Origin of the sequence: Sphingomonas sp., from assembly GCF_019635455.1 — a bacterium.
In the GTDB taxonomy this organism is placed as follows: domain Bacteria; phylum Pseudomonadota; class Alphaproteobacteria; order Sphingomonadales; family Sphingomonadaceae; genus Sphingomonas.
Genome location: NZ_JAHBZJ010000001.1, coordinates 454,421 through 480,188, shown reverse-complemented (window position 1 = coordinate 480,188; position 25,768 = coordinate 454,421). Strand labels below are relative to the sequence as shown.

General features: G+C 69.0%; 25 protein-coding genes. 13 read left to right on the top strand and 12 right to left on the bottom strand.

Going from position 1 to position 25,768, the window contains the following annotated elements:
* Positions 1–54: 54 nt before the first annotated feature.
* From KF783_RS02430 to KF783_RS02420, 3 genes are read right to left on the bottom strand one after another with little or no spacing between them, the layout of a single operon-like run.
* Positions 55–1,263: a tetratricopeptide repeat protein gene (locus KF783_RS02430; RefSeq protein WP_294076293.1), complete on the bottom strand. Its 1,209-nt coding sequence runs from the start codon at positions 1,261–1,263 to the stop codon at positions 55–57.
* A gap of 10 nt (positions 1,264–1,273) precedes the next feature.
* Positions 1,274–1,741 carry an NfeD family protein gene (locus KF783_RS02425; protein ID WP_294076292.1) on the bottom strand — a complete coding sequence of 156 codons (468 nt, stop codon included), beginning with the start codon at positions 1,739–1,741 and terminating at the stop codon, positions 1,274–1,276.
* On the bottom strand, positions 1,741–2,715 hold the full coding sequence (locus KF783_RS02420) for an SPFH domain-containing protein (protein WP_294076291.1): 975 nt from the start codon (positions 2,713–2,715) through the stop codon (positions 1,741–1,743). The genes KF783_RS02425 and KF783_RS02420 overlap by 1 nt, the downstream gene beginning before the upstream one ends.
* Before the next feature lie 46 nt (positions 2,716–2,761).
* Here KF783_RS02420 and KF783_RS02415 point away from each other — a divergent pair, with 46 nt between their 5' ends.
* From KF783_RS02415 to KF783_RS02385, 7 genes are all read left to right on the top strand, one after another.
* Complete coding sequence (locus KF783_RS02415; protein WP_294076290.1) at positions 2,762–3,562, top strand: CoA ester lyase; 801 nt, start codon at positions 2,762–2,764, stop codon at positions 3,560–3,562.
* Positions 3,563–3,651: 89 nt separating this feature from the next.
* The gene (gene guaB / locus KF783_RS02410) at positions 3,652–5,109 is read left to right on the top strand and encodes an IMP dehydrogenase (RefSeq protein WP_294076289.1); all 1,458 of its coding nucleotides are present in this window, start codon (positions 3,652–3,654) and stop codon (positions 5,107–5,109) included.
* An 88-nt stretch (positions 5,110–5,197) separates the two neighbouring features.
* On the top strand, positions 5,198–5,875 hold the full coding sequence (locus KF783_RS02405; protein ID WP_294076288.1) for a DUF4197 domain-containing protein: 678 nt from the start codon (positions 5,198–5,200) through the stop codon (positions 5,873–5,875).
* 75 nt (positions 5,876–5,950) lie between these two features.
* Positions 5,951–6,739 (top strand): hypothetical protein, encoded by a 789-nt coding sequence (locus KF783_RS02400; RefSeq protein WP_294076287.1) that lies wholly within the window; start codon positions 5,951–5,953, stop codon positions 6,737–6,739.
* Position 6,740: 1 nt separating this feature from the next.
* Positions 6,741–7,277 carry a hypothetical protein gene (locus KF783_RS02395; RefSeq protein WP_294076286.1) on the top strand — a complete coding sequence of 179 codons (537 nt, stop codon included), beginning with the start codon at positions 6,741–6,743 and terminating at the stop codon, positions 7,275–7,277.
* Positions 7,278–7,742: 465 nt separating this feature from the next.
* Positions 7,743–8,927, top strand: coding sequence for an RsmB/NOP family class I SAM-dependent RNA methyltransferase (locus tag KF783_RS02390; RefSeq protein ID WP_294076285.1), 1,185 nt, complete (start codon positions 7,743–7,745; stop codon positions 8,925–8,927).
* 32 nt (positions 8,928–8,959) lie between these two features.
* Positions 8,960–9,460, top strand: coding sequence for a tetratricopeptide repeat protein (locus KF783_RS02385; RefSeq protein ID WP_294076284.1), 501 nt, complete (start codon positions 8,960–8,962; stop codon positions 9,458–9,460).
* 3 nt (positions 9,461–9,463) lie between these two features.
* Here the strand turns inward: KF783_RS02385 and rsmA are convergent, their stop codons facing one another.
* The 4 genes from rsmA to lptD are packed head-to-tail and all read right to left on the bottom strand — an operon-like array spanning position 9,464 to position 14,952.
* The gene (rsmA, locus tag KF783_RS02380) at positions 9,464–10,282 is read right to left on the bottom strand and encodes a 16S rRNA (adenine(1518)-N(6)/adenine(1519)-N(6))-dimethyltransferase RsmA (RefSeq protein ID WP_294076283.1); all 819 of its coding nucleotides are present in this window, start codon (positions 10,280–10,282) and stop codon (positions 9,464–9,466) included.
* On the bottom strand, positions 10,279–11,301 hold the full coding sequence (pdxA, locus tag KF783_RS02375) for a 4-hydroxythreonine-4-phosphate dehydrogenase PdxA (protein ID WP_294076282.1): 1,023 nt from the start codon (positions 11,299–11,301) through the stop codon (positions 10,279–10,281). Before pdxA ends, rsmA begins: the two co-directional genes overlap by 4 nt.
* A gap of 3 nt (positions 11,302–11,304) precedes the next feature.
* Positions 11,305–12,684, bottom strand: coding sequence for a peptidylprolyl isomerase (locus tag KF783_RS02370; protein ID WP_294076281.1), 1,380 nt, complete (start codon positions 12,682–12,684; stop codon positions 11,305–11,307).
* A 42-nt stretch (positions 12,685–12,726) separates the two neighbouring features.
* Positions 12,727–14,952 (bottom strand): LPS assembly protein LptD, encoded by a 2,226-nt coding sequence (lptD, locus tag KF783_RS02365; protein ID WP_294076355.1) that lies wholly within the window; start codon positions 14,950–14,952, stop codon positions 12,727–12,729.
* A 204-nt stretch (positions 14,953–15,156) separates the two neighbouring features.
* Here lptD and KF783_RS02360 point away from each other — a divergent pair, with 204 nt between their 5' ends.
* Entirely contained in the window at positions 15,157–16,632 is a 1,476-nt protein-coding gene (locus KF783_RS02360; RefSeq protein ID WP_294076280.1) for a leucyl aminopeptidase, read from the top strand.
* Between the two features lie 11 nt (positions 16,633–16,643).
* The gene (locus tag KF783_RS02355; protein ID WP_294076279.1) at positions 16,644–17,084 is read left to right on the top strand and encodes a DNA polymerase III subunit chi; all 441 of its coding nucleotides are present in this window, start codon (positions 16,644–16,646) and stop codon (positions 17,082–17,084) included.
* 14 nt (positions 17,085–17,098) lie between these two features.
* Here KF783_RS02355 and gspD read toward each other — a convergent pair whose 3' ends face one another.
* The 5 genes from gspD to gspG form a co-directional block, all read right to left on the bottom strand.
* Entirely contained in the window at positions 17,099–19,153 is a 2,055-nt protein-coding gene (gene gspD, locus KF783_RS02350; RefSeq protein WP_294076278.1) for a type II secretion system secretin GspD, read from the bottom strand.
* Between the two features lie 10 nt (positions 19,154–19,163).
* Complete coding sequence (locus tag KF783_RS02345) at positions 19,164–19,967, bottom strand: type II secretion system protein N (protein WP_294076277.1); 804 nt, start codon at positions 19,965–19,967, stop codon at positions 19,164–19,166.
* Positions 19,964–20,320 (bottom strand): type II secretion system minor pseudopilin GspI, encoded by a 357-nt coding sequence (gspI, locus tag KF783_RS02340; RefSeq protein ID WP_294076276.1) that lies wholly within the window; start codon positions 20,318–20,320, stop codon positions 19,964–19,966. Before gspI ends, KF783_RS02345 begins: the two co-directional genes overlap by 4 nt.
* Entirely contained in the window at positions 20,317–20,748 is a 432-nt protein-coding gene (locus KF783_RS02335; protein WP_294076275.1) for a prepilin-type N-terminal cleavage/methylation domain-containing protein, read from the bottom strand. The genes gspI and KF783_RS02335 overlap by 4 nt, the downstream gene beginning before the upstream one ends.
* 121 nt (positions 20,749–20,869) lie before the next feature.
* Entirely contained in the window at positions 20,870–21,361 is a 492-nt protein-coding gene (gspG, locus tag KF783_RS02330) for a type II secretion system major pseudopilin GspG (protein WP_294076274.1), read from the bottom strand.
* Between the two features lie 69 nt (positions 21,362–21,430).
* Here gspG and gspL point away from each other — a divergent pair, with 69 nt between their 5' ends.
* The 4 genes from gspL to KF783_RS02310 all read left to right on the top strand — a co-directional run bounded on the left by gspL (position 21,431) and on the right by KF783_RS02310 (position 25,762).
* On the top strand, positions 21,431–22,525 hold the full coding sequence (gene gspL, locus KF783_RS02325) for a type II secretion system protein GspL (protein ID WP_294076273.1): 1,095 nt from the start codon (positions 21,431–21,433) through the stop codon (positions 22,523–22,525).
* A complete protein-coding gene (gspM, locus tag KF783_RS02320; RefSeq protein ID WP_294076272.1) occupies positions 22,522–23,028 on the top strand; it encodes a type II secretion system protein GspM in 507 nt (168 codons plus the stop codon). The genes gspL and gspM overlap by 4 nt, the downstream gene beginning before the upstream one ends.
* A gap of 62 nt (positions 23,029–23,090) precedes the next feature.
* Positions 23,091–24,539, top strand: coding sequence for an ATPase, T2SS/T4P/T4SS family (locus tag KF783_RS02315; RefSeq protein ID WP_294076354.1), 1,449 nt, complete (start codon positions 23,091–23,093; stop codon positions 24,537–24,539).
* The gene (locus KF783_RS02310) at positions 24,539–25,762 is read left to right on the top strand and encodes a type II secretion system F family protein (protein ID WP_294076271.1); all 1,224 of its coding nucleotides are present in this window, start codon (positions 24,539–24,541) and stop codon (positions 25,760–25,762) included. The genes KF783_RS02315 and KF783_RS02310 overlap by 1 nt, the downstream gene beginning before the upstream one ends.
* Positions 25,763–25,768: the final 6 nt, after the last annotated feature.

Below are 25,768 nucleotides of genomic sequence, written 5' to 3'. Positions count from 1 at the left end.
GATATGGGGGTACATAAGCGGATCGAGCGCGACGCGACAATCCGTCCGTCCCGTTCAGTCGCGCTGTCCGGCCAGGTCCCAATCGACGCGGACATGGCCGGTAAAGACCGGGCCATAGCTGCGCAGCTGGCTGCGTGCCGCCTGGTCGAACTCGCGGAACAGCGCCTGGCCGGCAAGAATGCCGTCGCCCGCCTTTCGGTAATAGGACCGCGATTCGGCCCTGTCGCTGACGATCCGGGCCAGCGCCCAATGACCGACGATCAGGTCCCGATCGCTCGCCGGCAGAAAGGCGCGCTTGATCGACACGGCTTCGCGGTAGAGCGATTCGGCTTCGCCGCGCCTTTCCTGCGCGAGGAGGTTGGCGGCAAGGCTGTTCATCGCGTTGGCGGTGTCCGGGTGGCGACGGCCACGCAGCTTTTCGCGCAGGTGTAGCGAATCGCGCAGCCAGTTGTCCGCTTCGGCGAGCATGTCGCCGCGCGTCGCGGAATCCATGGCCATGGAGGCGTCGGACGGTGACCATGTGGTCGGGGCAAGCACGGCGTTGCGGCTGAAATAGCTTTGCCGGAACAATGTCGGCAGGGTGGCGCCGGTGGCGATACGATGCAGGTTGACGCCCAGATTGTTCAGCGTGACCGCCTGTTGAAAGGCGAGTGCGCGCTGTTCCGCGTCAAGCCTGGCCGGGTCTGCGGCGCTGCCCTGCCAGCCGCCGCGCCGCGCGACCTTTTCCATGATGTTCGCCGCTTCGCGAAACAGCGAATCCGCGCGCACATAATTCCCGCCGGCGGCGATGATGCTTCCAAGGTTGGTCAGCGTGGCGGCGTAGGCGGGATCGCGAACCCGGTCCGCGCGGCGATATATCCACATGGCGCGGCGGGCCATGGCCTCGGCCTCCTTCAGCTCGCCTTTCTCCAGCAGCACTGCGGAAAACTGATTGAGGCTGGATGCGGCGCGTGCCTGAACCTCGGGCGATGGCGGTCGATCGATGGCGGCAAGGTGCAGTCTGATCTCCAGCGCGGTGCGAAGGAACGGCTCGGCCTCGGCCGTGCGCGATTGCATGGCGAGATTGTTTCCCAGCTTCTCCGCTGCGGCGGCCGCAGTCTCGGATTCGCCGGTTCCCGCCTCTTCGACCGCGCGGCGACGGATCGGCTCCGCTACCCGGTATCGCCCGGCCGCTTCAAGCGCATCGGCGCGGTCGGGCGCGGCGGGGATCTCATCGACAGGAACCGGCAGCGTAACCAGCGCGATGAGCGACGCGAGAACCACCCCGACGCCGTCAGACGTCTGCCGCGCCGATCGCCCGTACCGGCTCGATCACCACGACGCCGCCGCGCACTCCGGCAATCCGCGCCTTCGCGCCGGTCGGCAGATCCGGCCCCTCCGCCGGCCATTCGCCATCGCCGACGCGCACGCGGCCCGTGCCGCCCTCGATCGCCTCGACCACCGTCACGCTCTGGCCGATCATGCGCGCGCTGCGGTTGTTGAGATCGGGATCGCTGCTCGGCACCGGGTTCGCACCGTACCAGCGCCGCCCGATCATCACCGCGACGGTGGACCAGGCGGCAAAGCTGATGAACTGACCGATCGGGCCGAGGTCGGGAAAGACCAGCGCCAGCACGCCGGTCGCCGCCGCACCCAGGGCGAGGAAGGTCAGATAGACCCCGGGGATCAGCAGCTCGCAGATTGCGAGCAGCGCGGCGACGATCAGCCAGACGAAGCCGGCATTGTCGGCCAGCCAGTCCATCACTCCTCGGTGTTGAACGGCTGGGGCCGCACGCGCGCGGGCGGCGTGGCCGGCGGATCGAGCTTGCCCAGCGCGTCCTTGGCCAGTTCGCCGATGCCGCCCAGCGTGCCGATCAGCTGCGTCGCCTCGACCGGGAACAGGATCGTCTTGGCGTTCGGGCTGGTCGCGAACTTGCCCACCGCCTCGACATATTTCTGCGCGATGAAATAGTTGAGCGACTGGGTGCCGCCGCTCTCGATCGCCTGGCTGACGACCATCGTCGCCTTCGCTTCCGCCTCGGCGGCGCGTTCGCGCCCTTCGGCGTCGCGATACGCGGCTTCGCGCCGACCCTCGGCCTCCAGGATCTTCGACTGTTTCTGGCCCTCCGCCCGCAGGATTTCCGACGCGCGCGTGCCTTCGGCCTCCAGGATGTTGGCGCGCTTTTCGCGCTCGGCCTTCATCTGACGCGCCATCGCATCGACGATGTCGCGGGGCGGGCGGATGTCCTTGATCTCGACGCGGGTGATCTTGACGCCCCATGGCGTCGTCGCGTGATCGACCACCGACAACAGGCGCGCGTTGATCTCGTCGCGCTTCGAGAGCGTTTCGTCGAGGTCCATCGACCCCATCACCGTGCGCAGATTGGTGGTGGTGAGGTTCAGCAGCGCGACATAGAGGTCGCTCACCTCATAGGCGGCCTTGGCGGCGTCGAGCACCTGGAAGAAGACGACCCCGTCGGTCGAGATCATCGCATTGTCCTTGGTGATGATTTCCTGACCCGGAATGTCGATCACCTGCTCCATCATGTTCACCCGCCGCCCGACGCGGTAGAAAAAGGCGGGGAAGAAGTTGAAGCCGGGGGTCGCGACATTGGTGAAGCGCCCGAAATGCTCGATCGTGTAGTGATAGCCCTGACGGACGATCTTGATGCTGGAAAACAGGTACATCAGTACCAGCAGCATGCCGATGAAAAATGTTCCTACCGTCAGTCCCATCGCGACTCCCCTCGCATTGCCTGATTTGTGCTAGCATAGCCCGATCATGAGCACAGCAACGATCGCACCGCGCACCGCGCTCTTCCTTCCCGCCAGCAATGCACGCGCCATCGAAAAGGCGCGAGGGTTGAAGGCTGACATGGTGATCCTGGACCTTGAGGATGCGGTAAGGCCGGCAGACAAGGACGCCGCCCGTGCCGCGGCGGTGGAGGCCGCCGGGACGTTCGGGGGAAAGCTGGTCGCGGTCCGCATCAATGGCGAGGGAACGGCGGAACATGGCCCGGACATGGTCGCGCTGCGCAGCGCCCCGATCGATTATGTCGTGCTGCCCAAGGTCGAGCGCGTGAAACAGGCGACCGATGCCCATTCGGTGATGCTGAAACCGGTGCTGGCGATGATCGAATCGCCGCGCGGAGTGCTGGCCGCGACCGAGATCGCAGCGCCGGCGGTGGTGCATGGGCTGATCGCCGGGACCAACGACCTGAAGGCCGGGCTGCGCATTCATGGCGATGGCCGCGCCGGGCTGGCGATGGCGTTGCAGACGATCGTGCTGGCGGCGCGGGCGGGGGACGCATGGGCGATCGACGGCGTGTACAATGCGCTGAAGGACCCCCACGGCCTGGCCGGGGAATGCGATCAGGGCCGCGCGCTGGGCTTCGACGGCAAGAGCCTGATCCATCCCGATCAGATCGACGTCGCGACCCGCGCCTTTTCGCCGCGTGAGGACGAGCTTGAAGAGGCGCGCGCGCTGATCGCCGCGGCGCAGGGCGGCGCCGAGCGGTTTCGCGACCGGATGATCGAATCGATGCACGTCGCCCAGGCGCAGGCGTTGCTGGCGCGGGGTTGACGCGCCGCGTCGAACCACCCCCCTAGCGCCTGTCACGAAGCGCGGTTACATGGGCCGCCAATTCTCGACTCAGGAATCTGGCGCACCCCATGGATATCCCTCTCGGCCTCACCTTTGACGACGTCCTGCTGTACCCGGGCGAGAGCGAGGTGCTGCCGAGCATGGCCGACACGCGGACTCGGGTGACGCGCGACCTGGCGCTCAACATCCCGATCCTGTCCTCGGCGATGGACACGGTGACCGAGGCCGACATGGCGATCGTCATGGCGCAGCTGGGCGGCCTGGGCGTGCTCCACCGCAACCTTGAGATCGACGAACAGGTCGAGGCGGTACGGGCGGTCAAGCGGTTCGAAAGCGGCATGGTGGTCAATCCGATCACGATGGCGCCGACCGGCACGCTGGCACAGGCGCAGGCGCTGATGGCGCGGCACAGGATCAGCGGCATTCCGATCGTCGAGGGGTCGGGCAGGCTGGTCGGCATCCTGACCCATCGCGACGTGCGCTTCGCGGAAAATCCGGGCCAGCCGGTCAGCGAGCTGATGACGCGCGAAAACCTCGCCACCGTGTCGATCGGCGTCGGGCAGGAAGAGGCGCGGCGGCTGCTTCACCAGCGGCGGATCGAAAAGCTGCTGGTGGTCGATGACGCCTATCGCTGCGTCGGCCTGATTACGGTGAAGGACATCGAAAAGGCGGTGACCTATCCCGACGCGACCAAGGATGGCGCGGGACGGTTGTGCGTGGCGGCCGCCACCACGGTGGGGGACAAGGGGTTCGAGCGGACCGAGGCGCTGGTCGATGCCGAGGTCGATCTGATCGTCATCGATACCGCGCACGGCCACAACAAGGATGTGGCGCGCGCCGTCGAGCGGGTGAAGAAGCTGTCCAACCGCGTCCAGGTCGTCGCCGGCAACGTCGCGACGGGCGAAGCGACCAAGGCGCTGATCGGCGCGGGCGCCGACGGGGTGAAGGTCGGCATCGGCCCCGGATCGATCTGTACCACCCGCGTCGTCGCCGGCGTCGGCGTGCCGCAGCTGACCGCGGTCATGGATGCGGCGTCAGAGGCCGCGAAGGCGGACGTGCCGGTGATCGCGGACGGCGGTCTGCGTACCTCTGGCGATCTGGCCAAGGCGCTGGCGGCGGGCGCATCGACCTGCATGGTCGGATCGCTGCTCGCGGGGACCGAGGAAGCCCCGGGCGAGACCTTTCTCTATCAGGGGCGCGCGTACAAATCCTATCGCGGCATGGGCAGCGTCGGCGCGATGGGCCGCGGGTCCGCAGATCGCTATTTCCAGGGTGACATCAAGGACCAGCTCAAGCTCGTTCCGGAAGGGATCGAGGGACAGGTGGCGTTCAAGGGGCCGGCAAGGGATGTGATCCACCAGCTGGTCGGCGGCATCAAGGCGGCGATGGGCTATACCGGCTCCGCGACGATCCCCGACCTTCAGAAAAAGGGCCGGTTCGTGCGGATCACCGGGGCCGGGCTGCGCGAAAGCCATGTCCATGACGTGACGATCACGCGCGAGGCGCCGAACTACCCCACGCGCTGAACGCGGTCTGGACGCGGGGTTCAGCAACCGCACAGCGATGGCACCGCATCCGCATCCGCACGTTTAGCCGTGTGGAAGGAGATGCGTGATGCCGACAGCGCTTGTCGCGCGCCGGGGCCTGTTGCGGCTCGCGGTGATCGCCCCGGTGGCGGGGCTGGCCGCCTGTATGGGCGGCGTGGGGAGTTACAGCGTCGAGGAGGGGGTACGCCGCCTGCTCACCCTTTCGAGCCAGCGGGCGTTCGGCCGGCTGATCCGCCCCGGCGGATTCTATGACGACCAGCTGACCCGGCTCGCCGTGCCGGACCTGGCGGGCGACCGTTCGGGCGCGGTGCTGGCGGCGATCCTCCGCACGAACGCGGTGCGCACGCGGATCGCCGTCGCGATCAACGACCTGGCGGTGGACGCCGCCGACCGCGCGACCCCGATCCTCCTCGACGCGATCCGGCGAATGTCCTTCGCCGACGCGCTGGCGGTGCTGCGCGGCGGCCCGACCGCCGCCACTGACCTGTTGGCGCGCGAGACGGAGGGGGCAGTGCTGCGGGCGATGTTCCCCGAATTCTCGACGGGCCTGCGTGGCGACGCCTTCGAAATCCTGAGCGCGGCACTCGGCGCGTCGACCGGGTTCGACTATAATGCGATGGCCGACATGCTGGCGCGGCAGGCCGGGCAGGCGATCTTTCGCGCGATCGGCCGCGAGGAGGCGGATATCCGCCGCAACCCGCGCGCGACCGGCGATCCGGTGCTGATCGCGCTGCTGGGCGGCTGAACGACAAGATTTGGTCGCAAAGCCACGCTAGAGCGACGCACGCTGCGCGATTCCCGCGCATGTGAGTCACGTCGCTTGCCCACCCTCGCGCTTACCCTCCGCACGCTGCCCGATCGCCTGCGCCAACGGTTCGGCCCGCGCGCGGTCGCGATCACGCTGGCGATCCTGGTCGAACTGCTGTTCGCGCTCGTCATCCTGGGTCTTGCCCCGTCGATCGTGAAGCCCAAGGAGCCCGTGCCGATGGCCGTGTTCGGCGTGACGCCCGAACCGGAGGCGCCCGCCGATACGCGACAGCCGGCAACGCGCGCCGCAAAGGCACCGCAACCGGTCGCCCGCGCGGTCCCGCCCCCGGCCCAGCTGGCGCGCCCCACCGTCGAGCGTCCCCCGGCGCCCGTCCCGCCGCCGCCGGTGCTACTCAACATGCCGCTGGGATCGATGCCCGATATCGCCAACATCCCGCGTGCCGCCGGCCCGCCCGCGCCGCCCCGGCGCACGGCGGGGCCGCCGGACCTCGGCACGCTCCCCGGCGATTCGCAGCGTGTCGAGGGGCGCGGGCCGCATGGCGAGCCGCTCTATGCCGCCACCTGGTTTCGCGAACCCTATGACAGCGAGCTGCGCGGATATCTCTCCACCGCGCAGGGGCCGGGCTGGGGCATGATCGCCTGCCGCACCATCCCCAATTATCGCGTCGATAGCTGCGTTCCCGTCGCCGAATATCCCGATGGATCGAACATCATGCGCGCGGCATTGGCCGCGGCATGGCAGTTTCGCGTCCGCCCGCCCCGGCTGGGCGGTCAGTATCAGGTCGGCGAATGGGTGCGAATCCGCATCGAATATGAACTGCGCCGCGAACGGGAGAATTGAGATGATCGAGGCCGCACTCGCGATGCTGATGGCCATCGCCGCGCCGGCACAGGACGCGCCGACCCCTGGCACCATTGTCGTCGAACAGCCGGCGGGACGCGATCTGCCGCCCGCGGTCAAGCAAGCCTTTGCCGACGGGATCGAGCGCGCGCTGGCCGATGCGCGCTTCACCGCGCTGCCCGCCGGGACGCGCGGGCGCTACATCGCGCGGTTTGCGGTCACGCGCGCGGCGCGCGGCGAAGTGGCGTCCAACGGCAGGGAGCCAAAGGCGAGCGCGGGCAGCACCGGCAATTGGGGGGTCGGACTGGCCGTCGCGATGCCGTCGAACAAGCGGCAGCTGCGCGGCCTGATCGTCACCGAACTGACGGTCGAGATCATCGACCGTGCGAGCGGCGAACGCGTCTGGACGGGCCGGGCATTGACCGCGCAGGCCGAGGGAACCCGCACCGACGCGCCCGAAGCGCTGGCGGCAAAGCTCGCCCCCGCCGCGATCGGCCGCTTTCCGGCCGCGGACGACGCCCCGGTTTCGGTTCCCTGACCTCGCGGTAGGGCAGGGGCCGGTCAGTCCAGCCCGTCGCGCTCCATCATCGTCTGGCCCGCGACCCGCCCCACTCACGCAGCGTTGCTCCGAGCCAGGAGTCGAGCAGGTCGAGGTGGCGACGATGATAGACGATGAGTGTGTCCGATCCGACCTGTCGCCACGGATAGAGCGGCGGCGCGCGGCGATGGAAACGGCCCGGGAGGGCTGCGGGCCGGCTCGACATAGGCACGGCGGGTGCAGGTGGCGCGCCCGGATGATTCGCGCGCCGGGCCGGCACAGCGCGGACATTCGACCCGGACATGATCGCTCAGCTGCCACAGCCGCACGCCCGGATCGGCCGCGCGGGTGCCGGAATCGCCATGGCGCTGCGCGGACATCGTCCGGCTTTCCAATTCCCTCTTTAATTGCGGGAAAAGCTCTGCTTTGCGCAGAGGCGATGATCTTCTGTCGAACCCATCCGGCATGACGCCCGCCGCGCGCACCCAGGCCGCGATCGAATTGCTCGACGCGATCATCGTGGCGGCACGGGACGGTGGCGCATCGGCCGACGTGCTGATCGCGCGCGGACTGGCCGCGCGGCGCTATGCCGGCTCGAAGGACCGCCGCGCGATCCGCGACCTGGTCTATGAGGCGATCCGGCTGTGCGGTGAGCGTCCCGAAAGCGGGCGGGCGGCATTGCTGGCGCTGGCGGCGCGCGATCCGGCACTCGGCGCGACGTTCGACGGGTCCGCCTATGGCCCGGCGCCGATCGGCGGTGACGAACGGCCGGCGCAACGCGGAACCGCGCCCGCCTGGCTGACCGATCTGCTCGCCGCGTCGGGGATCGACGCCGGTCAGGCGGCGGCCCTGCTGAATCGCGCGCCGCTCGACCTGCGGATCAATCCCCTGCGTGCGACGCCGGACCGCGTCCGCGCCGCGTTCCCGCAGGCGCAACCGATCGCCGGCCTGCCGCTGGCGCTTCGCCTGCCCGCCGACACCCGGGTCGAGGCGAGCGCGGTGATGCACGACGGCTGGATCGAGGTTCAGGACGCGGGCAGCCAGGCGGTGACGCTGGCCGCCGGTGCCGCGCCGGGCATGCGCGTCGTCGATCTGTGCGCCGGGGGCGGGGGCAAGACGCTGGCGCTCGCCGCAGCGATGGCGGGGCGCGGTGCGATCCTGGCCAGCGATGCCGATCGTCCGCGCCTGTCCCGCCTATTGCCGCGCGCGGAGCGGGCGGGGGTCTCGATTGTCGAGACGCGGCTGCTCGATCCGGGTCGCGAGGATCAGGCGCTCGGCGACTGGCAGGCGGCGGCGGATGTGGTGCTGATCGATGCGCCGTGTTCGGGGACCGGGACGTGGCGTCGCAATCCCGAGGCGCGGTGGCGGTTGACGCCCGCGCGCCTGGCCCGGCTGGTCGCGATCCAGGCGCGGCTGCTCGACATCGGCGCCGCACTGGTCCGGCCCGGCGGGACGCTGGTCCATATCGTCTGCTCGCTGCTCGATGCGGAGGGTGCCGATCAGGTTGCCGCCTTCCTCTCCGCAAACCACGGGTGGAGCGCGGTCCCGCCCGCCTTGCCCTTCGGATGTCCGCATGGCGCGGGCATGCGCCTCACCCCGCTCAGCGATTCGACCGACGGCTTTTTTGTCGCGAAGCTGGTCCGCGCGTGATAGCCATGCCGCCCGCACCGTTGGAGAGTTTGATGCGTATCACCCTGGTTTCGATCGCTGGCGCGCTTGCGCTGCTCAGCGTTTCGACCTCGCTCTATGGCCAGCGCGCCGACGATCAGATCGACGCGCGCTCGGTGGCGATGCTCGACAAGGGCAAGGCCGCACGTGCCGCCGGCAATCTGGAGGAAGCCAACGGGCTGATCGAAAGCGCGCTCGCGCTCGATCCGCGCAACCGCGCCGCATTCATCACACTGGCTGAAATCGCCCGGGCGCAGGGCCTGCCCGGCAAGGCGATCCGTCTGTATCGCGAGGCGCTGACGCTGGAGCCGAACGATATCGTCGCGCTGCGTGGCCAGGGCGAGGCGATGGTTCAGAAGGGCGCGGTCGAACGGGCGAAGGAAAACCTTGCCCGGGTGAAGACGCTGTGCGGAAGCTGTGCCGAAGCGACCCAATTGGCGGCGGCGATCGCCAAGGGGCCGCCCGCCACCGCCACGGCACAGGTGGTGCCGCCCCCCAAGGAAGAGAAAAACTAGGCGTCAGGCCGAGAGCGCGCGGGCGAGCGCGACGAATTCGTCCACGCGCACCGTTTCCGCGCGGCGCGTGGGATCGATGCCGATCGCCTCGGCCGCCTCCACTGCGCCGGGAACCGCCTTCAGGCTCTGGCGCAGCATTTTGCGCCGCTGGCCGAACGCCGCAGCGGTCAGCCGTTCCAGAACCGGCAGGCGAACACCGCCGGGTGACTCGGCCGGCACGATATGGACGACCGCCGACATCACCTTGGGCGGCGGGGTGAAGGCGGAGCGGTGGACCGGCATCGCGATCCGCGCGCTGGACCGCCACTGCGCCAGCACCGCCAGCCGGCCATAGGCGTTCGTTCCGGCGGGCGCCACGATCCGCTCCGCGACCTCCTTCTGAAACATCAGCGTCAGGCTCGCCCACCATGGTGTCCAGGCGGCGGAAAGCCAGCCGACGGTGAGCGCCGTTCCGACATTATAGGGCAGGTTCGATACGATATGCGGCTTGCCCGCGAACAGCGAGGGCGCGTCGATCTCCAGCGCATCGCCCTCGATCACGCGCAGCTTGCCGGGAAAGGCTTCGCCCAGTTCCGCGAGCGCCGGGATGCAGCGCCGGTCGCGCTCGACCGCCGTCACCTGCGCCCCCGCCTGGAGCAGCGCGCGGGTCAGGCCGCCCGGGCCGGGGCCGACCTCGAACACCTCAGCGCCGCCGAGATCGCCGGGAACGCGTGCGATGCGGTCGAGCAGTTGAGAATCGAACAGGAAATTCTGGCCCAGCGCCTTGCTGGCGGTCAGGCCGTGCCGGCGGATGACGTCGCGCAGCGGGGGAAGGTCGCTCACGCGGCTCCCGCCGTCGTCGCCTCATAATCGAGGCGATGCTCGGCGCATTGCGCGGCCATGCGGATCGCCGCGATCATCGCCCCCGGCTCCGCCTGGTCCTGCCCCGCAATGCCAAAGGCGGTGCCGTGATCGGGGGAGGTGCGCACGATCGGGAGGCCCAGCGTCAGGTTCACGCCCTCATCGAAATGCAGCGTCTTGAGCGGCACCAGCGCCTGGTCGTGATAGAGGCAGATCGCGGCGTCATAGGTGACGCGCGCGCGGGTGTGGAACATCGTGTCGGCGGCGAACGGGCCGGTGGCGTCGATCCCCTCCTCGCGCAGGCGGGCGATGGCGGGGGCCAGGATGTCGATCTCCTCGCGGCCGATCGCGCCGCCTTCCCCGGCATGGGGGTTGAGCCCGGCAAAGGCGAGCCGTGGCGCATGGATGCCGAAATTGCGCGCGAGGCCACGGGCGGTGGCGCGCGCCTTGGCCAGCACCAGATCGACCGACAGCGCGTCGAACACCCCGGCGAGCGGAATATGGGTCGTGACCGGCACCACCCGCAGCGTCGGGCCGGCGAGCATCATCACCGCGTTTTCACGCGCGATGCCACAGCGTTCCGCGACGAATTCGGTCTGGCCGGGATGGGTGAAGCCGATCTGATAGAGCTGGGCCTTCGAAACCGGGCCGGTCACCAGCGCGCCGGCCGCGCCGGAGCGGGCCAGGCCGGTCGCCAGCTCCAGGCTGTCGAGCGCGCAGCGCGCCGAATCGATGTCCGGCGTTCCCGGTCGAATGTCGCCGGTGCAGGTGACGGTCAGGACCGGCAGCGCCTCGCCGAATGCGGCGGCGGCATCGGCGGGGCTTTCGATCCGGGCGATCGGGCCGTCCCACACGCGCTCGACCGCGCGCGGGTCCCCGACCGCAAAGAACGGAGCGAGGGCATGGAGTTCGCGCGCGCGCCATGCCTTGGCGATGATCTCCGGCCCGATACCGGCCGGATCGCCCATCGCGACCGCGAGCGGACGAAGAACGTCCGCCACGGCTCAACGATACTCGATGATCGCGTCGCGGCGCAGGTCGCGCAGCATGCGATTGGCGCGCAGGTTGGTGCGCTCCTCCTCGATCCCGTCGCGGATGCGTTCCGCGCTCGGCAGGCCGGCGCTCTTGGGGTCGTCGCGGCCGCACAGTACCAGCGCGCGCACCCCCTCGGTCGGGTTGCCAAAGGGCGGCGTCGCCTGACCGATTTGCAGGCCCAGCACGATATCCTGAAGCTGGGGCGGCAGGTCGCGGACGCGCACCGCGTCGTTATCGACCACTTCCGCGCCGACCGCTTCGGCGGCCTTGCCAACCGCGCCGCAACCGGCGGTTTCCTTTACCACCGTGGCGAACTGGGCGACCTTGGCCTGCGCCTGGGCCTGGGTGGTGCCGGGCGCGAACTTGACCGTCAGCTGGCGCAGGCTCAGCACCGCGTCGCGCGGGTCGGCCATCAGCACCTGTCGCTTATCGACCAGATAGAGGATCGAGAAGCCGCCCGGAATTTCGATCGGTCCGGCAACCTGCCCGACCTGCATCTGCTGCGCCGCCTGGGCGAGTATGGGGGGCAGCATCGCGGCGCGGACCCAGCCGAGATCGCCGCCCTGCGCCGCCGTCGTCGCTTCGGAAAAACGCGCGAAATATTCGAACGGGCGCCCCTGCTGCATCTGCTGGATCATCTGCTGCATCGCCTGAAACACCTCGCCGGAGCGTTCCGGCGTCGCGGAGACGTAAATCTCGCGGAGGTGAAACTCCTCGGTCCCCTTCGACTTTTCCAGCCGGTCGATGATCGCTTCGACTTCCTCGTCGCTCACATTGGTGAAGGGCGCGATCTTGCGCTGGATCAGCCGTTGCCAGGCGAGTTCGCCCTCGATCTGGCGCTTGAACGAACGTTCCGACGAGCCGATCTCGCGCAGCCATGCGCGCATCTGATCGGGCGTACGGCCATAGCGGGCGGACACGCGCGCAAAACTCTGTTCGACCTGTTCCGGCCCGATCGTGATCTGGTTCGCCTTGGCTTCCTGAATCTGGATCGTCTCGTCGGTGAGCAGGCGCAGCACCTGGAGCCGCAACTGCCCGGCTTCCTGCTCGTTGAGCTTCAGCTGATTGAGCGCGGTGAACAGTGCGGCGCGCTGTTCGACATCGGTGCGGGTGATGACATAGCCGTTCACGATCGCGGTCGGCTTGCGCACATTGGGATCGGCCTTGCCGAAGATCTGGAGATTTTGCGGGAGGTCGAGATTGGCGCCGCTCGGCACCGCCTCATCGCTGACCGTCTGGGCAGCGAGCGAGGAACTGACGGCGATCCCGACAATCAAGGCGGTCAATCGACCGAAACGCGCGACTTTCAACGTCATCTTCACCTGTACCTGAAACCGTTGGCCCTTCATGGGCGTGCGGCGTCTATTCGCAAATTGTGCCTGAACTGGGGCTTAGCGACCCAAATTCTTGAGCGCCAGCGTCAAGAGATAGCTGTTGCCGCGCCGCGCGTCACCCGCCGTCTGATAGTCGCGCCGCCAGGTCACGCCCAGCCGCAGGCAATCATCCTCATATTCGACGCCCAGGCGATGGCGGATCGGTTCGAATCCGCTGGCGAGGGAGAGGGGGTCCTCCTCGCGATCGGTCAGATCGACGATCGCCGATCCGAACGCCGACCAGAATCGCGCGATCTGGACCCGCGCGCCCACCCGTGCCTCCTCGCGATCCTGAAGATCCTCCAGCGCAAAGGCGATGTTGCGGTTGAGCCGCAGATAGCCGAGCGTGACATAGGTCTTGCGCGATCCGATCGTCGCGTCGATCTCGTTCCGCCGCACCGCCAGATTGTCCTTGTCGAGGCGATAGCGGTGGGTGAACGTCAGGAAGTCGTGATATCGCACCACCGTGCGCCCGACGAAATCGGAGGTCCGATCGCTGAGGCCGGTGCCGTTGGGCAGGATCGCGGGCCGCGAGGTCAGGCCGTAGCTCTGGCCGATATTCGCCTCGATCGACAGGCCGGGCAGATACAGCGCGTAATCGACGCCGATCGTGATGCGCGTCGAATCGTCGAACCGGTCATATCCCGGAAAGCGATTGAGCGCGAAGAGGTTGGAATCTTCAAGATCGACCGATCGCGCATCCTCGTTCGGCACGTCGAAATTCTCGATCCGCGGGGCAGCCACCAGCTGGATACGCGGACTGATGCGCTGTATGCCGCCGAACGCCTCGCCGATGAACGGCCATTTGACGTCCATCGCCAGCGCCGCGATGCCGCGCGTGCGGAACCCCTCCAGCCCGCGATAGCTGACGACGCTCGTCGCTGCCGTATCCTGGGTGTTGTAGAGGTCGCCGCGGCCATAGGCGGTCAGCGTCACCTCCTGTCCCCAGGCGGTGAGCTTGCGCAGGTCGTAGCGCAGCGAGGCAAAGGCGCGCTGGGTGTCCTGACCGCTGGTCCGGGTGATCGCGAGGCTGTTGAGCTGAAGCTCGAAATGTCCGCCGGACAACAGGTCGTCGCCGAACCGGCGGCGATAGTCGATTTCCGGCAGCGCGATCGGCTGAAGTCCCTGACTTTCCGTCAACCGGAGCGTCTGCACCGCCCAGCCGTTGATCGCGAGATAGGAATCGCGGTCGATCCGCTCGACGCGGATATTGTTGCGCAACCGATCGTCGCTGGAAATGTCGTAGCGGCGCAGGAACGTGCGGTCGCTCGCCAGGCGGAGCGATCCGCTGACGCTCCAGTTCGGGTCGAGCTGGAACCTGCCGACCGCATCGAGATAGCCGCGCGGCGCCATCCGGCTCGACGCGTTCACCGTGTTGTTCAGGAAATCGTCGCTCCGCCGGCTATAGGTCGCATAGCCTTTCACCTTGAACGCGCCGTTGCCCAGCAGCTGGCGATATTCGCCCTGGAGCATCGGCAGCGCGCCGGAATATAAGTGCGGGGTGATGGTCAGATCGCGATTGGGCGCGAGATCGAAATAATAGGGCAGCGCGAATTCGAGGCCGTTGACCGCGTCGAGCCGGATGTCGGGTGCCAGCAGGCCGCTGGCATTGTCATCGCCGATCGAATGGCTGAACACCGGCAGCGGCAGCGTCGCGAAACCGAACAGCGATACGCGCGCGCCCTTGTAGCGGATGCGCTTTTTCCCCGGGTCGTACACCACCTTGACCGCGGTGATCTTCCACGACGGCTCCTTGGGGCAATTGGCCGCATCCACGACCGCGCAGGGGGTATAGGCCGCGTGATCGACGCGGATCACGCCATCTTCGTCGCGCACGCCATGCTGTGCCGCGATCCGCCCGCCCTGTTCCAGCACGACGAGCATGTTGTCGATCGCGCCGTCCTTCAGCGAATCGGTCAGTTCGATGCGGTCGCCATAGGCGGTGTCACCTTCCGGATTGGTCACCGCGATGTTGCCCGTCGCCACCACCGCGCCGGAGCGCCGGTTCCACACCACCTTGTCGGCGCGCAGCCGATTGCCCTCGCGGAACAGGCGGACGTCGCCGCTGACGGTCACCACATCGCCCTGCGAATCATATTCGGCCAGATCCGCCGAAAACTGAATCTGATCCGGATCGTCGGGCAGCGGCGCGGCCGATGGCGGCGGCGGATCGACCGGGCGATCCTGCAAATCCTGGCCCGTGGCGGACGCGGCGGGCGCGAGGCACAGCGCGAACGGGACGATTCCGGCGAGCAACAGAGCCTTGCGCGTCACGTCCGAACCACCCCTTGAAACCACCCATCGGCACTCGTGCGCATCCGCGCGCTGTTCAGCCCTATCGCATCGCCGGCGCGGCTTCGCAATCGCCAGCCTTTGCCGTTCGCCGCACACTGGCCTAGAGAATGGCCGCAACGACGACGACAACGATCCACAGGAACAGGAAGTTTCATGCGCGTAACATTCTCCCCCACCCGTCCCGATGATGCCGCCGTACTGGCGCTGCCGGTCGAAAAGGACGGCCTGGACCGCATCCCGTCCGGCGTGCTGGACGATCCGACGCTTGCGCTTGCGCGTGGCGCGGCACGGGCCGGCCGGTTCGCGGGCGAGGCGGGGTCGATCGTCGAGCTGTTCGTGCCGGGCGGCGATGGTGCCAACCGGATATTGCTGCTCGGCGTGGGCGGCGGCGGAGAGGCCGATTACGAGCGCGCGGGCGGCGCGCTTACCGCCCGGTTCCTGACATCGGGCGTCGATCGCATCGTGGTCGATTTCGCAAGCCTGGGCGGCGCGCCGACGGCCCGCGCGGCGGCGCGGCTTGCGGCGGCGGCGGTGCAGCGCGGATGGCGCATCGACAGCTATCGCACGAAGCTGACCGACAAGCAGAAGCCGACGCTGGTCGAACTCACCCTTGCCAATGTTCCGGACGGGACGGAGGCGAGCTGGCACGACCATGCGGCACTCAACGCGGGGCTGGGCCTGACCCGCACGCTCGTGTCGGAGCCGCCGAACATCCTTTATCCGGAGAGCTTCGTCGAACGGTGCCGGCCGCTCGCCGATCTTGGCGTCGAGATCGAGGTGCTGGACACCGCGGCGATGGAAAAGCTGGGGATGGGGGCGCTGCTGGGCGTCGCACAGGGATCGGTGCGTGAAGGCCGGCTGCTGGCGATGCGCTGGAACGGCCGCGGCGCGGGCGACGTCGATGTGGCGTTCGTCGGCAAGGGCGTGACGTTCGACACCGGCGGTATCAGCCTGAAGCCCGGACCCGGCATGGAGGACATGAAATGGGACATGGGCGGCGCAGGCGCGGTTGCCGGCGCGATGCAGGCGCTGGCCGGGCGCAAGGCGAAGGTCAATGTGCTCGGCGTGTGCGGGCTGGTCGAAAACATGCCCGACGGCAATGCCCAGCGCCCGGGCGACATCGTCACGTCGATGTCGGGACAGACGATCGAGGTGCTGAACACCGACGCCGAGGGGCGGCTGGTGCTGTGCGATGCGCTGACCTGGGTCCAGAAGACCTATGCGCCGCGCACGATCGTCGATCTGGCGACGCTGACCGGCGCGATGATCATCAGCCTGGGCAGCGAGCATGGCGGCCTGTTCTCCAACGATGACGGGCTGGCGGAGGAACTGCTTTCGGCGGGGCGTGCGACCGGAGACCTGTTGTGGCGCTTCCCGTTGGGTGACGCCTATAACAAGCTGATCGACAGCCCGATCGCCGACATGAAGAATGTCGGCCCGCGCGGGGCCGGATCGATCACCGCCGCGCAGTTCCTGCAACGCTTCATCGAACCGGGCGTCCGCTGGGCGCATCTCGACATCGCCGGGATGGTGTGGGCGGACAAGCCGGGAAGCACCTATGACAAGGGCGCGACCGGCTATGGCGTGCGGCTGCTCGACCGGTTCGTCCGCGACAATTTCGAGCGCTGAACGGCGCCGGGGTGCAGGTCGATTTCTATCACCTGACGGTGACGCCGGTGGAGCGCGCGCTCCCCGGCATCGCCGCGAAAGTGGTGGATGGCGGGGGACGCCTGCTCGTCGTGTCCGCCGACCCGGGACAGCGGGCGCGGATCGATGGCGCGCTGTGGAGCTGGCAGGCGGAGAGCTTCCTGCCGCACGCCCAGGCGGGGGAGGGCGACGACCGGATTCAGCCGGTGCTGATCGGGCCGGAGGTCGAACCCGCCAACGGCGCCCGCTTCGTCGCGTTGATCGACGGCGAATGGCGTGACGCGGCGCTGGATTTCGATCGCGCCTTTCATTTCTTTGATGGAGAGGCGATCGGCGCGGCACGGGTCGCGTGGAAGGGGCTGGCCGGACGCGATGATGTCGAGCGCCGCTACTGGAAACAGGACGAGAATGGCCGCTGGACGCAGGCCGCCTAGGGCCGGAAGGCCGGTCAGTAGATCCCGTCGATCTCCAGCGTCAGCCGCGGGGGAAGCGGCTTGAGCAGCAGGTTGCTCGGCTTGTTCTGGTCCAGTTCGTCGGCGCGCAGCCGGGCATATTTGGCCTTGGCGATCGCGGCGGCGTCCTCGCCATTGCGCAGGATCGTCGGCTTGAGGAAGATGAACAGCGTGCGCTTTGCACGGGTTTCGCGGCGCCCCTTGAACAGCTCGCCCAGGATCGGGATATCGCCCAGGATCGGGACCTGGCTCTTCACCTGCCCATAATCGTCGGAGGTCAGGCCACCCAGCACGATCGTCTGGCCGTTTTCGGCGAGCACGGTGGTGTTGATCGCCCGGCGATTGGTGATGAGGTCGGTCGCCTGGCTCAGCTGGGTGGGGGCGATCGACGAGGCTTCCTGCATCACCTCGAGCCGGATCGTGTCGCCGGCATTGATCCGCGGCAGCACCTTCAGCGTGATGCCGACATCCTTGCGTTCGACCGAGGTATAGGGGGTGACGGTGCTCGATCCGGTCAGGATCGAACCGGTGATGAACGGCACTTCCTGGGCGACCACGAACTCGCCCACCTTGTTGTCGAGGGTGGTGATCTGGGGCGTGGAGAGCAGGTTCGACTTGGACGAGGTGCCGAGCGCCTGGACCAGGATCGAGAAGTCGTTGCCGATGGCGACGTTGCCGGTGAAGCCCGAGCCGAGGATCGAGCCGGCGGGGACGCCCAGCGCCGTCAGGATCGTGCCGAGCGACGGCCCGGCGGTGCTGAACGAGGTTCCGGCGCCCTCGACCGAATCGAGCACCGCGCCGCTGGTGCCGAGCTGGACCGCCAGCGCCTCGGCCTCGTCGCCGGTGATCTCGGCGATCGCTGCCTCGATCAGTACCTGGGGGCGGCGCACGTCGAGTTCGGCGATCAGCGGCCCGAGTGCGGCGACCGCGCTGGGTGTGCCGCGCACGACGATGGCGTTGATGTCGGGCGAGGGCTGGACGACCAGCTCAGGCGTCGAAAAGCCCTGAGGCGTCGATTGCGCGCCCTGGGTCGATGACGATGCTTGCTGCGCCTGCTGGGCGGCGGCGCCGGCGGCCGCTGCGGCGGTCTGGGCCGCGCTCGTGCCACCCGAAGCGATAAGGCTGCCCAGCGCGCTGGTCGGGCTGCGCGACGCGCTGCTGCCGGACAGGCTGCGCGCGACCGGATTGGTCGTCGTCGATTCCTGCCCCAGCACGCCGCGCAGCACGTCGGTGACCGCTTCGGCATCGGCATAGTTCAGGCGGAAGACACGGGTGATCGGGGTCGCCCCACCCGGCGTGTCGAGCGAGGCGATCATCCGCCGCGCGTCGGCGACGGCGGCGGGGGCGCCCCGCACGATGATGGTGTTGCTGCGCGCATCGGCCGCGACCCGCGCGCCGCCGGCGGTCGGATCGCCGAGCGCGGTCTGCACCGCCTGTGCCACGTCCGCCGCGCTGCCGTTGCGCAGGGTGATGGTGGCGAAGGTCTGGCCGCTGCCATTGCCGTCGAGCGAGCGCAATATGCCCTCGATCCGGCGGACATTGTCGGCATAATCGGTGACGACGACCGCATTGGGCTGAGCGAGCGCCTCGACACTGCCGAAGCTGGCGACCAGCGGCCGCACCACGCGCGCCGCTTCGGCGGCGGGGACGTTGGCGAGGCGGATCATCCGCGTGACCAGTTCCTGTCCCGATGCCCCGCGAGAGGGGACGCCACCGTCGCGCACCGCGTTCGCGGCGGCGACGATCCGCCAGGCCCGGCCCGATCGCACGGCGGCATAGCCATTGGCGCGCAGCACCGACAGGAACAATTCCCACACGCCCCCGCGCGAGAGGGGTGTGGCGGAGGTGACGGTGACCACGCCCTTCACCGCCGGATCGAGGATCAGCGTCCGGCCGGTCAGCCGCGAAATCTGGTCGGCGACGTCGGCAATCTCGACGCCGCGCATGTTCACGACGATGTCGGCGGCGTCCCCCTGTTGCGCGACCACGGGCTGAGCGACCGTTGCGGCGAGCGCCAGGGCGAGAAAGGTGTTGCGGATCGGATTCGGCACGGTGCGACCCCTAGCGGAGCGGGACGGTCAGCGTCACGGGCTTTCCGTCGCGGGTGATCTGGATCTGGGCGGAGCCGCTCGCCTGCGCTGCGGCGATGGCGGCGGCAGCGGCGGCCTGGGACGAAACGGCGGTCCCGTTGATCGAGGTGACGACGTCACCCGGGCGCAGGCCCGGCGGCGCGGCGGCGCCGACCTGCAAGCCACCACCTGGCGCCGGGCTGAGACCGGAGAGCGCGCCCGATGCCGCAGCGGGCGGCTGGGCCTGCACCGCCGGCGGTGCCGCCGGGGCCTGGCCTGGCTGTTGCCCGGGCGCGCCCTGCGGCTGGGCGCTCGCGGCGGCGGCCTGTTGCGCTGCGGTCAGCGTGGGATCGGGAAAGGCGAGAAATTCGATATTGCCGTTGACGCGCAGAAGCACGCGGTCGCGCAGGATCCCCTCGATCACGCCGCCGCCCGGAGCCTCGCCGATGCGGAACGGCACCGCCGGCTGCCCCCCCACCTCGATATAGGCGACCGACAGCGAGGCGGGGCTGGCGGCGAACACGCCCTTCAGCTTGAGGGGCAGGCTGGTGGCCCGGGTGGCGTCGGTGATCGCCGTCCGGCCGAACGGCGCCCAGGCGAGCGCCGGCGCCGGATCGGCGATCGCAGCGACGGGGCGCGCGCCGGACGGCACCGTGACCGCGCCGGTGCCGGCATGACCGGCGAGTCGCCATGTCAGTCCGGCAAGCGCGATCGCCACAGATATGATGACCGCCGCAGTCGCGATATCGAGCGCGGTCCGGCTTTGCCGCACAGAGAGGTCGAGAACGCGGATCATGCGCCGCCGCCCTTCACGAAGCCGTCGAGCGATGCAAGCGGGGATCGCTCACCGGTCGCGAAGACGTCGATCCGCACCTTGTCGATCGCCGCATCCTCGGTGCGGGTGCGGGCGACCTTCACCTGCCATTGCTGGCCCAGCATCTCCGCCGTCGCGGCGGTGGCGGCGGGGTCGGCGAGCTGGAGGTCGGCCAGGCGGTTTTCCGCGACCCACATCGCCGTTGCGCGCCGCTCCATCCCGCGCGTCGAATCGATATGGCTTTCCAGTGCGCGGACAAGGCCCACCGTGGCGATCGCCAGTACCGCCAGCGCCACCAGCGCCTCGATCAGCGAAAAGCCGTCTTCCCCCTTCACGACGGGTCGGCCCTGCTGGCGGTGGCGGTGATGCCGTCATAGCGGACGATCCAGCGTTGCGTGCCGTTTTCCACCGTCGCGGTCAGCGGCTTGCCGCTGCCGTCCACGCCCAGCATCACCGGTGGCGCGGCGTCGATACTGACCGAGATGCCGCCGGGAACCTGGTGATAGGCAAGCCCTTCGCTGAGCGGGGCTAGCTTGCCGTCGCGGGACACCGCCGCGAAGCCATAGCCGTGCGGTTCGACGGTGAAGGCGATCATCCGATCGCCGACCATCGCGTCGTCGGCCGCCGCCTGAAGCCGGATGGCAAGGCGGCGCGCCTCCGATTCGGCGGAGGGCGCGCGGGTCGCCGCGCCGATCCCGAGCGCCACGCCGCCGGCGGCGATCCCGATGATGACGAGGACGATCAGCATCTCGATCAACGTCATGCCGGAGGTGGCGTGCGCGACACGTTGGGCGTGCGAAGCCCTGTATCGGGCGACGGACGGGTGACCCCGCACAGGATCGACAGCGCCGATGCCCGTCAGCTGCGCCGCCCCCGACACGATCCTACCCGCCCTTCGAATCGAGATCGGCGTCGAGACCCTCGCCACCCGGCTTGCCGTCCTTGCCCAGCGATTTGAGTTCGAAGGACGATCCGGTCGAGGCATAGACATAGGGATTGCCCCAGGCATCGACCGGATTCTCGCTGACATAGCCGCCCTCCGGCCAGCTGGTGGGCAGCGGCGGTGTCGTCGGCTTTTCGACCAGCGCCTTCAACCCCTGTTGCGTGGTCGGATATTGGCCATTGTCCAGCCGATAGGTCTTGAGCGCCGCCGAGAGCGTCTTCAGATTGGTGGTCGTCGTGGTGACGCGCGCCTGATCCGGACGGCCGATCACGTTCATCGTCACCAGCCCCGCAACGATCGCGATGATGACCAGCACCACGATCATTTCCAGCAGCGTGAGGCCCGTCTCGCCATGCGATACCGCACGGCGATCGCACCGGCGAGCCTTGCCCTGATCGGCGCAGGCTGTCACGTTGTCATCGAACTGTTTCAAAACTATGCGCATCGCGGCCACATGCGTCTCCATCGTGAAAGCAATGTTACAGCCGGGACATCCGATATCATGACCGGCCCAGCCATATCAGGTGCCACTGAAGGCCCGGCGGACGGCGTGTGGGCGCTGTCCGGGGGACGGCTGATCATAGCCGAGCCGGGCGGTCCTGCAACCGTGCTGGTGCCGGGCGAATCGGTATTGCTGCTCGCCGTCGATCTTCCGCTGGCCAGTCATGCCCGGCGGCTGGCGGCGCTGCCCTTCGCGATCGAGGATCGCATCGCCGATCCGATCGAATCGGTTCACGTGGCGCTGGGCGCGCAGGTCGGGCCGAAACGCTATCTGGCGGCAGTGGTCAGCCATGCGCGGATGCGCGAATGGGTCGAACTGGCGCAGGCGGCGGGTCTCGACCATGCGGCGATGGTGCCGGACCCGCTGGCATTGCCGGTGCCGGACGCGGGCGAATGGTGCGCGGAAAGCGCGGGCGGGCGCGTGCTGGTGCGCAGTGGCGATGGTGCGGGTTTCGCGGTCGGCGCCGGCCTGATCGGGCCGGTTTGGGAAAGCGCCGGGCGCCCGCGCGTCTGGACCCATGGCGCGGCGCCGGTCGGGGCGTTGCCGCAATCGCCATGGCCGGGCGCGGGCGACGGGCTGGCGACGCGGTTGCTCAATCCCGCGATCGACCTGCGGCAGGGCGCCTATGCGCGGCGTTCGATCCGGCGAAGCGGCTGGCTGCGCCGGCTGGGCTGGATCGCGGCGGCGGGCGCGGCGGCGCATATCGTGATCGCGGCGGCGGACACGGTGATGCTCCGCGCGATCGCGGAGCGACGGGCGGCGGATCTGCGCGCGACAGTGGCGGCGGCGGCACCCGGCGCGAACCTGTCGGGCGATCTCGACAGCGCGGTGATGGACCTGCTGCCGCCGCCGGGAAGCGGGGCGCCCGGCGCGTTCCTGCCACTCCTGACCAGGGCGTCGCAGGCGCTCGCGCCGCTGGGCGCCGCCGGGACGGCGCGATCGATGCGGTTCGACGGCGGTGCGCTGATCCTCGATCTCGCGCCGACCGCGCCGGATCTGGCGGGACAGGTGCGGACGGCCTTGCGGCAGGCGGGGCTGACCGGCGACGTCGCCGCCGCGCCCGATGGCGGCGTGACCGTGACGGTGCGACCATGAGCCGGGTGCGGATCATCCGCCTGCCGGCGCTGGATGCGGCATTGCTGAAGCTCGACCTGTGGTGGGGCGGGATCAGCCGGCGGGAACGCTGGCTGGTCGGGACGCTCGCCACGCTGATCGTGGTGCTCATCCTGATCTTCGGGATCATCCGGCCGATCCAGGCCGCGCGCGCCGATGCGATCGCCGATATCCGGACCAGCGAGACGCTGACCGCGCGGGTGATCGCCGCCGGCGTACTGGCGCCCGCATCCGCGCGGCCGGCGATGCGCGGGGGCGCGCCCATCGACATGGCGGATGCGTCGGCGCAGGCGACCGGCATCACCGCGACCTTCAACCCGATCGCCGACGGCCTGACCGCCGAGATCGCCGATGCCCCCTATCAGGCCGTGATCGGATGGATCGCCGATATCGAACGGACCACTCCATTGCGTGTCCGCAGGCTGACCATGTCGCCGGGTGGCGCGACCGGCCGGGTGCGCGCCAGCGTGGAACTGGCCCAGTGAGCGAGGTCGTGATCGTCGAATCCGGGGCGGAGACGCCGGTCGTGGCGGGGACCCACCCGTCGATGCTGCCCTATGGCTATGCGCGGCGCGCGGGTGTGGTGCTGCGGCCCGGTGAGACGGGGCCGGAATGCGTCCATCGCGCCGATGCGCCGCTCGACGCGCTGCTGGAGGTCCAGCGGATCGCGCCCGACGCGCGGTTCGTGGCAATGGACGATACGGCGTTCGACGACGCGCTGGCGGCGACCTATTCGGGCAGCGCCGGCGCGGCGGCTGATCTCGACATGGCGGACATCGACCTGGCGGCGCTCGCGGACAGCGCGGCATCGATCGACGACCTGCTCGACACGCGCGACGATTCTCCGGTCATCCGCCTCATCAACGCGCTGTTGCTTGAGGCGGTGAAGGAGGGGGCCTCCGACGTCCATGTCGAGACCCAGGAAAAGCGCGTCGTCGTTCGCTTCCGCATCGACGGCGTGCTGCGCGACAAGCTGGAACCGCGCCGCGAGCTCGCCCCGCTGCTGGTCAGCCGCATCAAGGTGATGGCGAAGCTGGACATCGCCGAAAAGCGCGTGCCGCAGGATGGGCGCGTGACGCTGCGGATCGGCGGCCACGACGTCGATGCACGCGTATCGACCATTCCCACCCAGCATGGCGAGCGCGTCGTGCTGCGCCTGCTCGAAAAGGGATCGCTCAAGCTCGATCTGGCGCATCTGGGGATGAGCGAGCGCGACCGGGCGGTCTTTTCGCGGCTGCTCGAACGGCCGCATGGCATGTTGCTGGTCACCGGCCCTACCGGCTCGGGCAAGACGACGAGCCTCTATGCGGCGCTGCACACGCTCAATGACCGCCGGCGCAACATCCTGACGGTCGAGGATCCGATCGAATATGAATTGCCCGGCATCGGCCAGACGCAGGTCAATGCGCGGACCGGGATGACGTTTGCGCGCGGGCTGCGCGCGATCCTGCGGCAGGATCCCGACGTCATCATGGTCGGCGAGATCCGCGATCAGGAAACGGCCGAGGTTGCGGTGCGGTCGGCGATGACGGGGCATTTCGTCCTCTCCACCCTGCACACCAACAGCGCGGTCGGATCGGTGACGCGCCTGATCGACATGGGGGTCGAGCGCTATCTGCTCGCGCCGATGCTGGTCGGCGTCGCGGCGCAGCGGCTGGTGCGGCGGCTCTGCCCCGCCTGCCGGCGCGCGGACGTCGCGGGCGCGGGCGACGCGGCGATGCTGGGCGGTGCGCTGACCCCTGGCGATCCCCTCTATCGCGCGGTCGGGTGCGACGCCTGTGGCGGCGATGGCTATCGCGGGCGGGCCGGCCTGTACGAAGTGGTCGCGGTGGATGAGGCGTTCGCCGGCATGATCCACGACGGCGCGGCCGAGGCCGAGCTTGAGGCGCATGCGCGAAAGGACAATCCCAGCCTGCTCGACGACGGCGTGGCCAAGGTGCGCGCCGGCGTGACGACCGTGGAGGAAGTCGCGCGCGTGACGCGGGACGAGGGCTGATGCCGGCCTTTGCCTATCGCGCAGCCGATGCGGCGGGTGCCGCGAAGCGCGGAACGATCGATGCCGCCTCGCCCGCCGCCGCGCGCAGCCTGTTGCGCGAACAGGGGTTGCTGCCGATCGCGGTGGAGCCGGCGTCGGAACGCCGATCGATCGGGCGCATCGAATTGCCGAAACTGGGCCGCGCCGGGCTGAGCGCGCGTCAGCTCGCGACCGCCACGCGGCAGATCGCGACGCTGGTCGGGTCCGACATCCCGGTCGAGGAATCGCTGCGGCTGGCGGCGAGCCAGGCCGAGGCGCAGAAGGTGGCGGGCGTGCTGATGGACGTGCGCGCGGCGGTGCTCGACGGGCGCAGCTTCGCGAGCGCGCTGGGAACCCACCCCAGGGTATTCCCCGAATTCTATCGCGCGTCGGTGGCGGCGGGGGAGGCGTCGGGGAAATTGACCGACGTGCTGAACCACCTCGCCCATTTCGTCGAGAACCGGCAGGCGAACGCACAGAAACTGCAACTCGCGCTGCTCTATCCGGGTCTGCTCGCGACGGTGTCGCTCGGCGTGATCGTGCTGCTGCTCGTCTATGTGATTCCGGACATCGTGAAGGTGTTCGTATCGCGCGGCACCGATCTGCCGCTGCTCACCCGCGTGCTGATCGCCGTATCGGGGTTTCTCCAGGCATATGGCCTCTACATCCTGCTCGCCGCGCTGATCGGCTTCCTGGTGTTCGGGCGCTGGGTCGCGGTTCCGGCGAACCGGTTGCGGGTGCATAAGGCATTCACCGAACGCTGGCCGTTCCGCCGCTTTTCGCGCCAGCACAATGCCGCGCGCTTCGCCGGCAGCCTCGCCACGCTGGTCGAAAGCGCGGTACCGCTGGTCGATGCGCTGCACGCGGCGGCCGCGGTGACCCCCAATAAGTGGGTGCAGGGCCGCGCCCTCCATGTCGCCGCACGGGTGCGCGAAGGCATCAGCCTGCGCGCAGCGATGAGCGAGGCCGCGGTCTTCCCGATGATGCTGACCGCGATCGTGGCATCGGGCGAAGCGTCGGGGAAGCTGGGTCCGGCCCTGTCGCGCGCGGCGGACGAGCTGGAACGCGAACTGGACGCGGTGACCGGCACGCTGGTCGCGCTGGTCGAACCGCTGGTGCTGCTGCTGATGGGCGGCATGGTGCTGATGATGGTGCTGGCGATCCTGCTGCCGATCATCAATCTGAACGATCTGGTGACGCTATGACTCAAT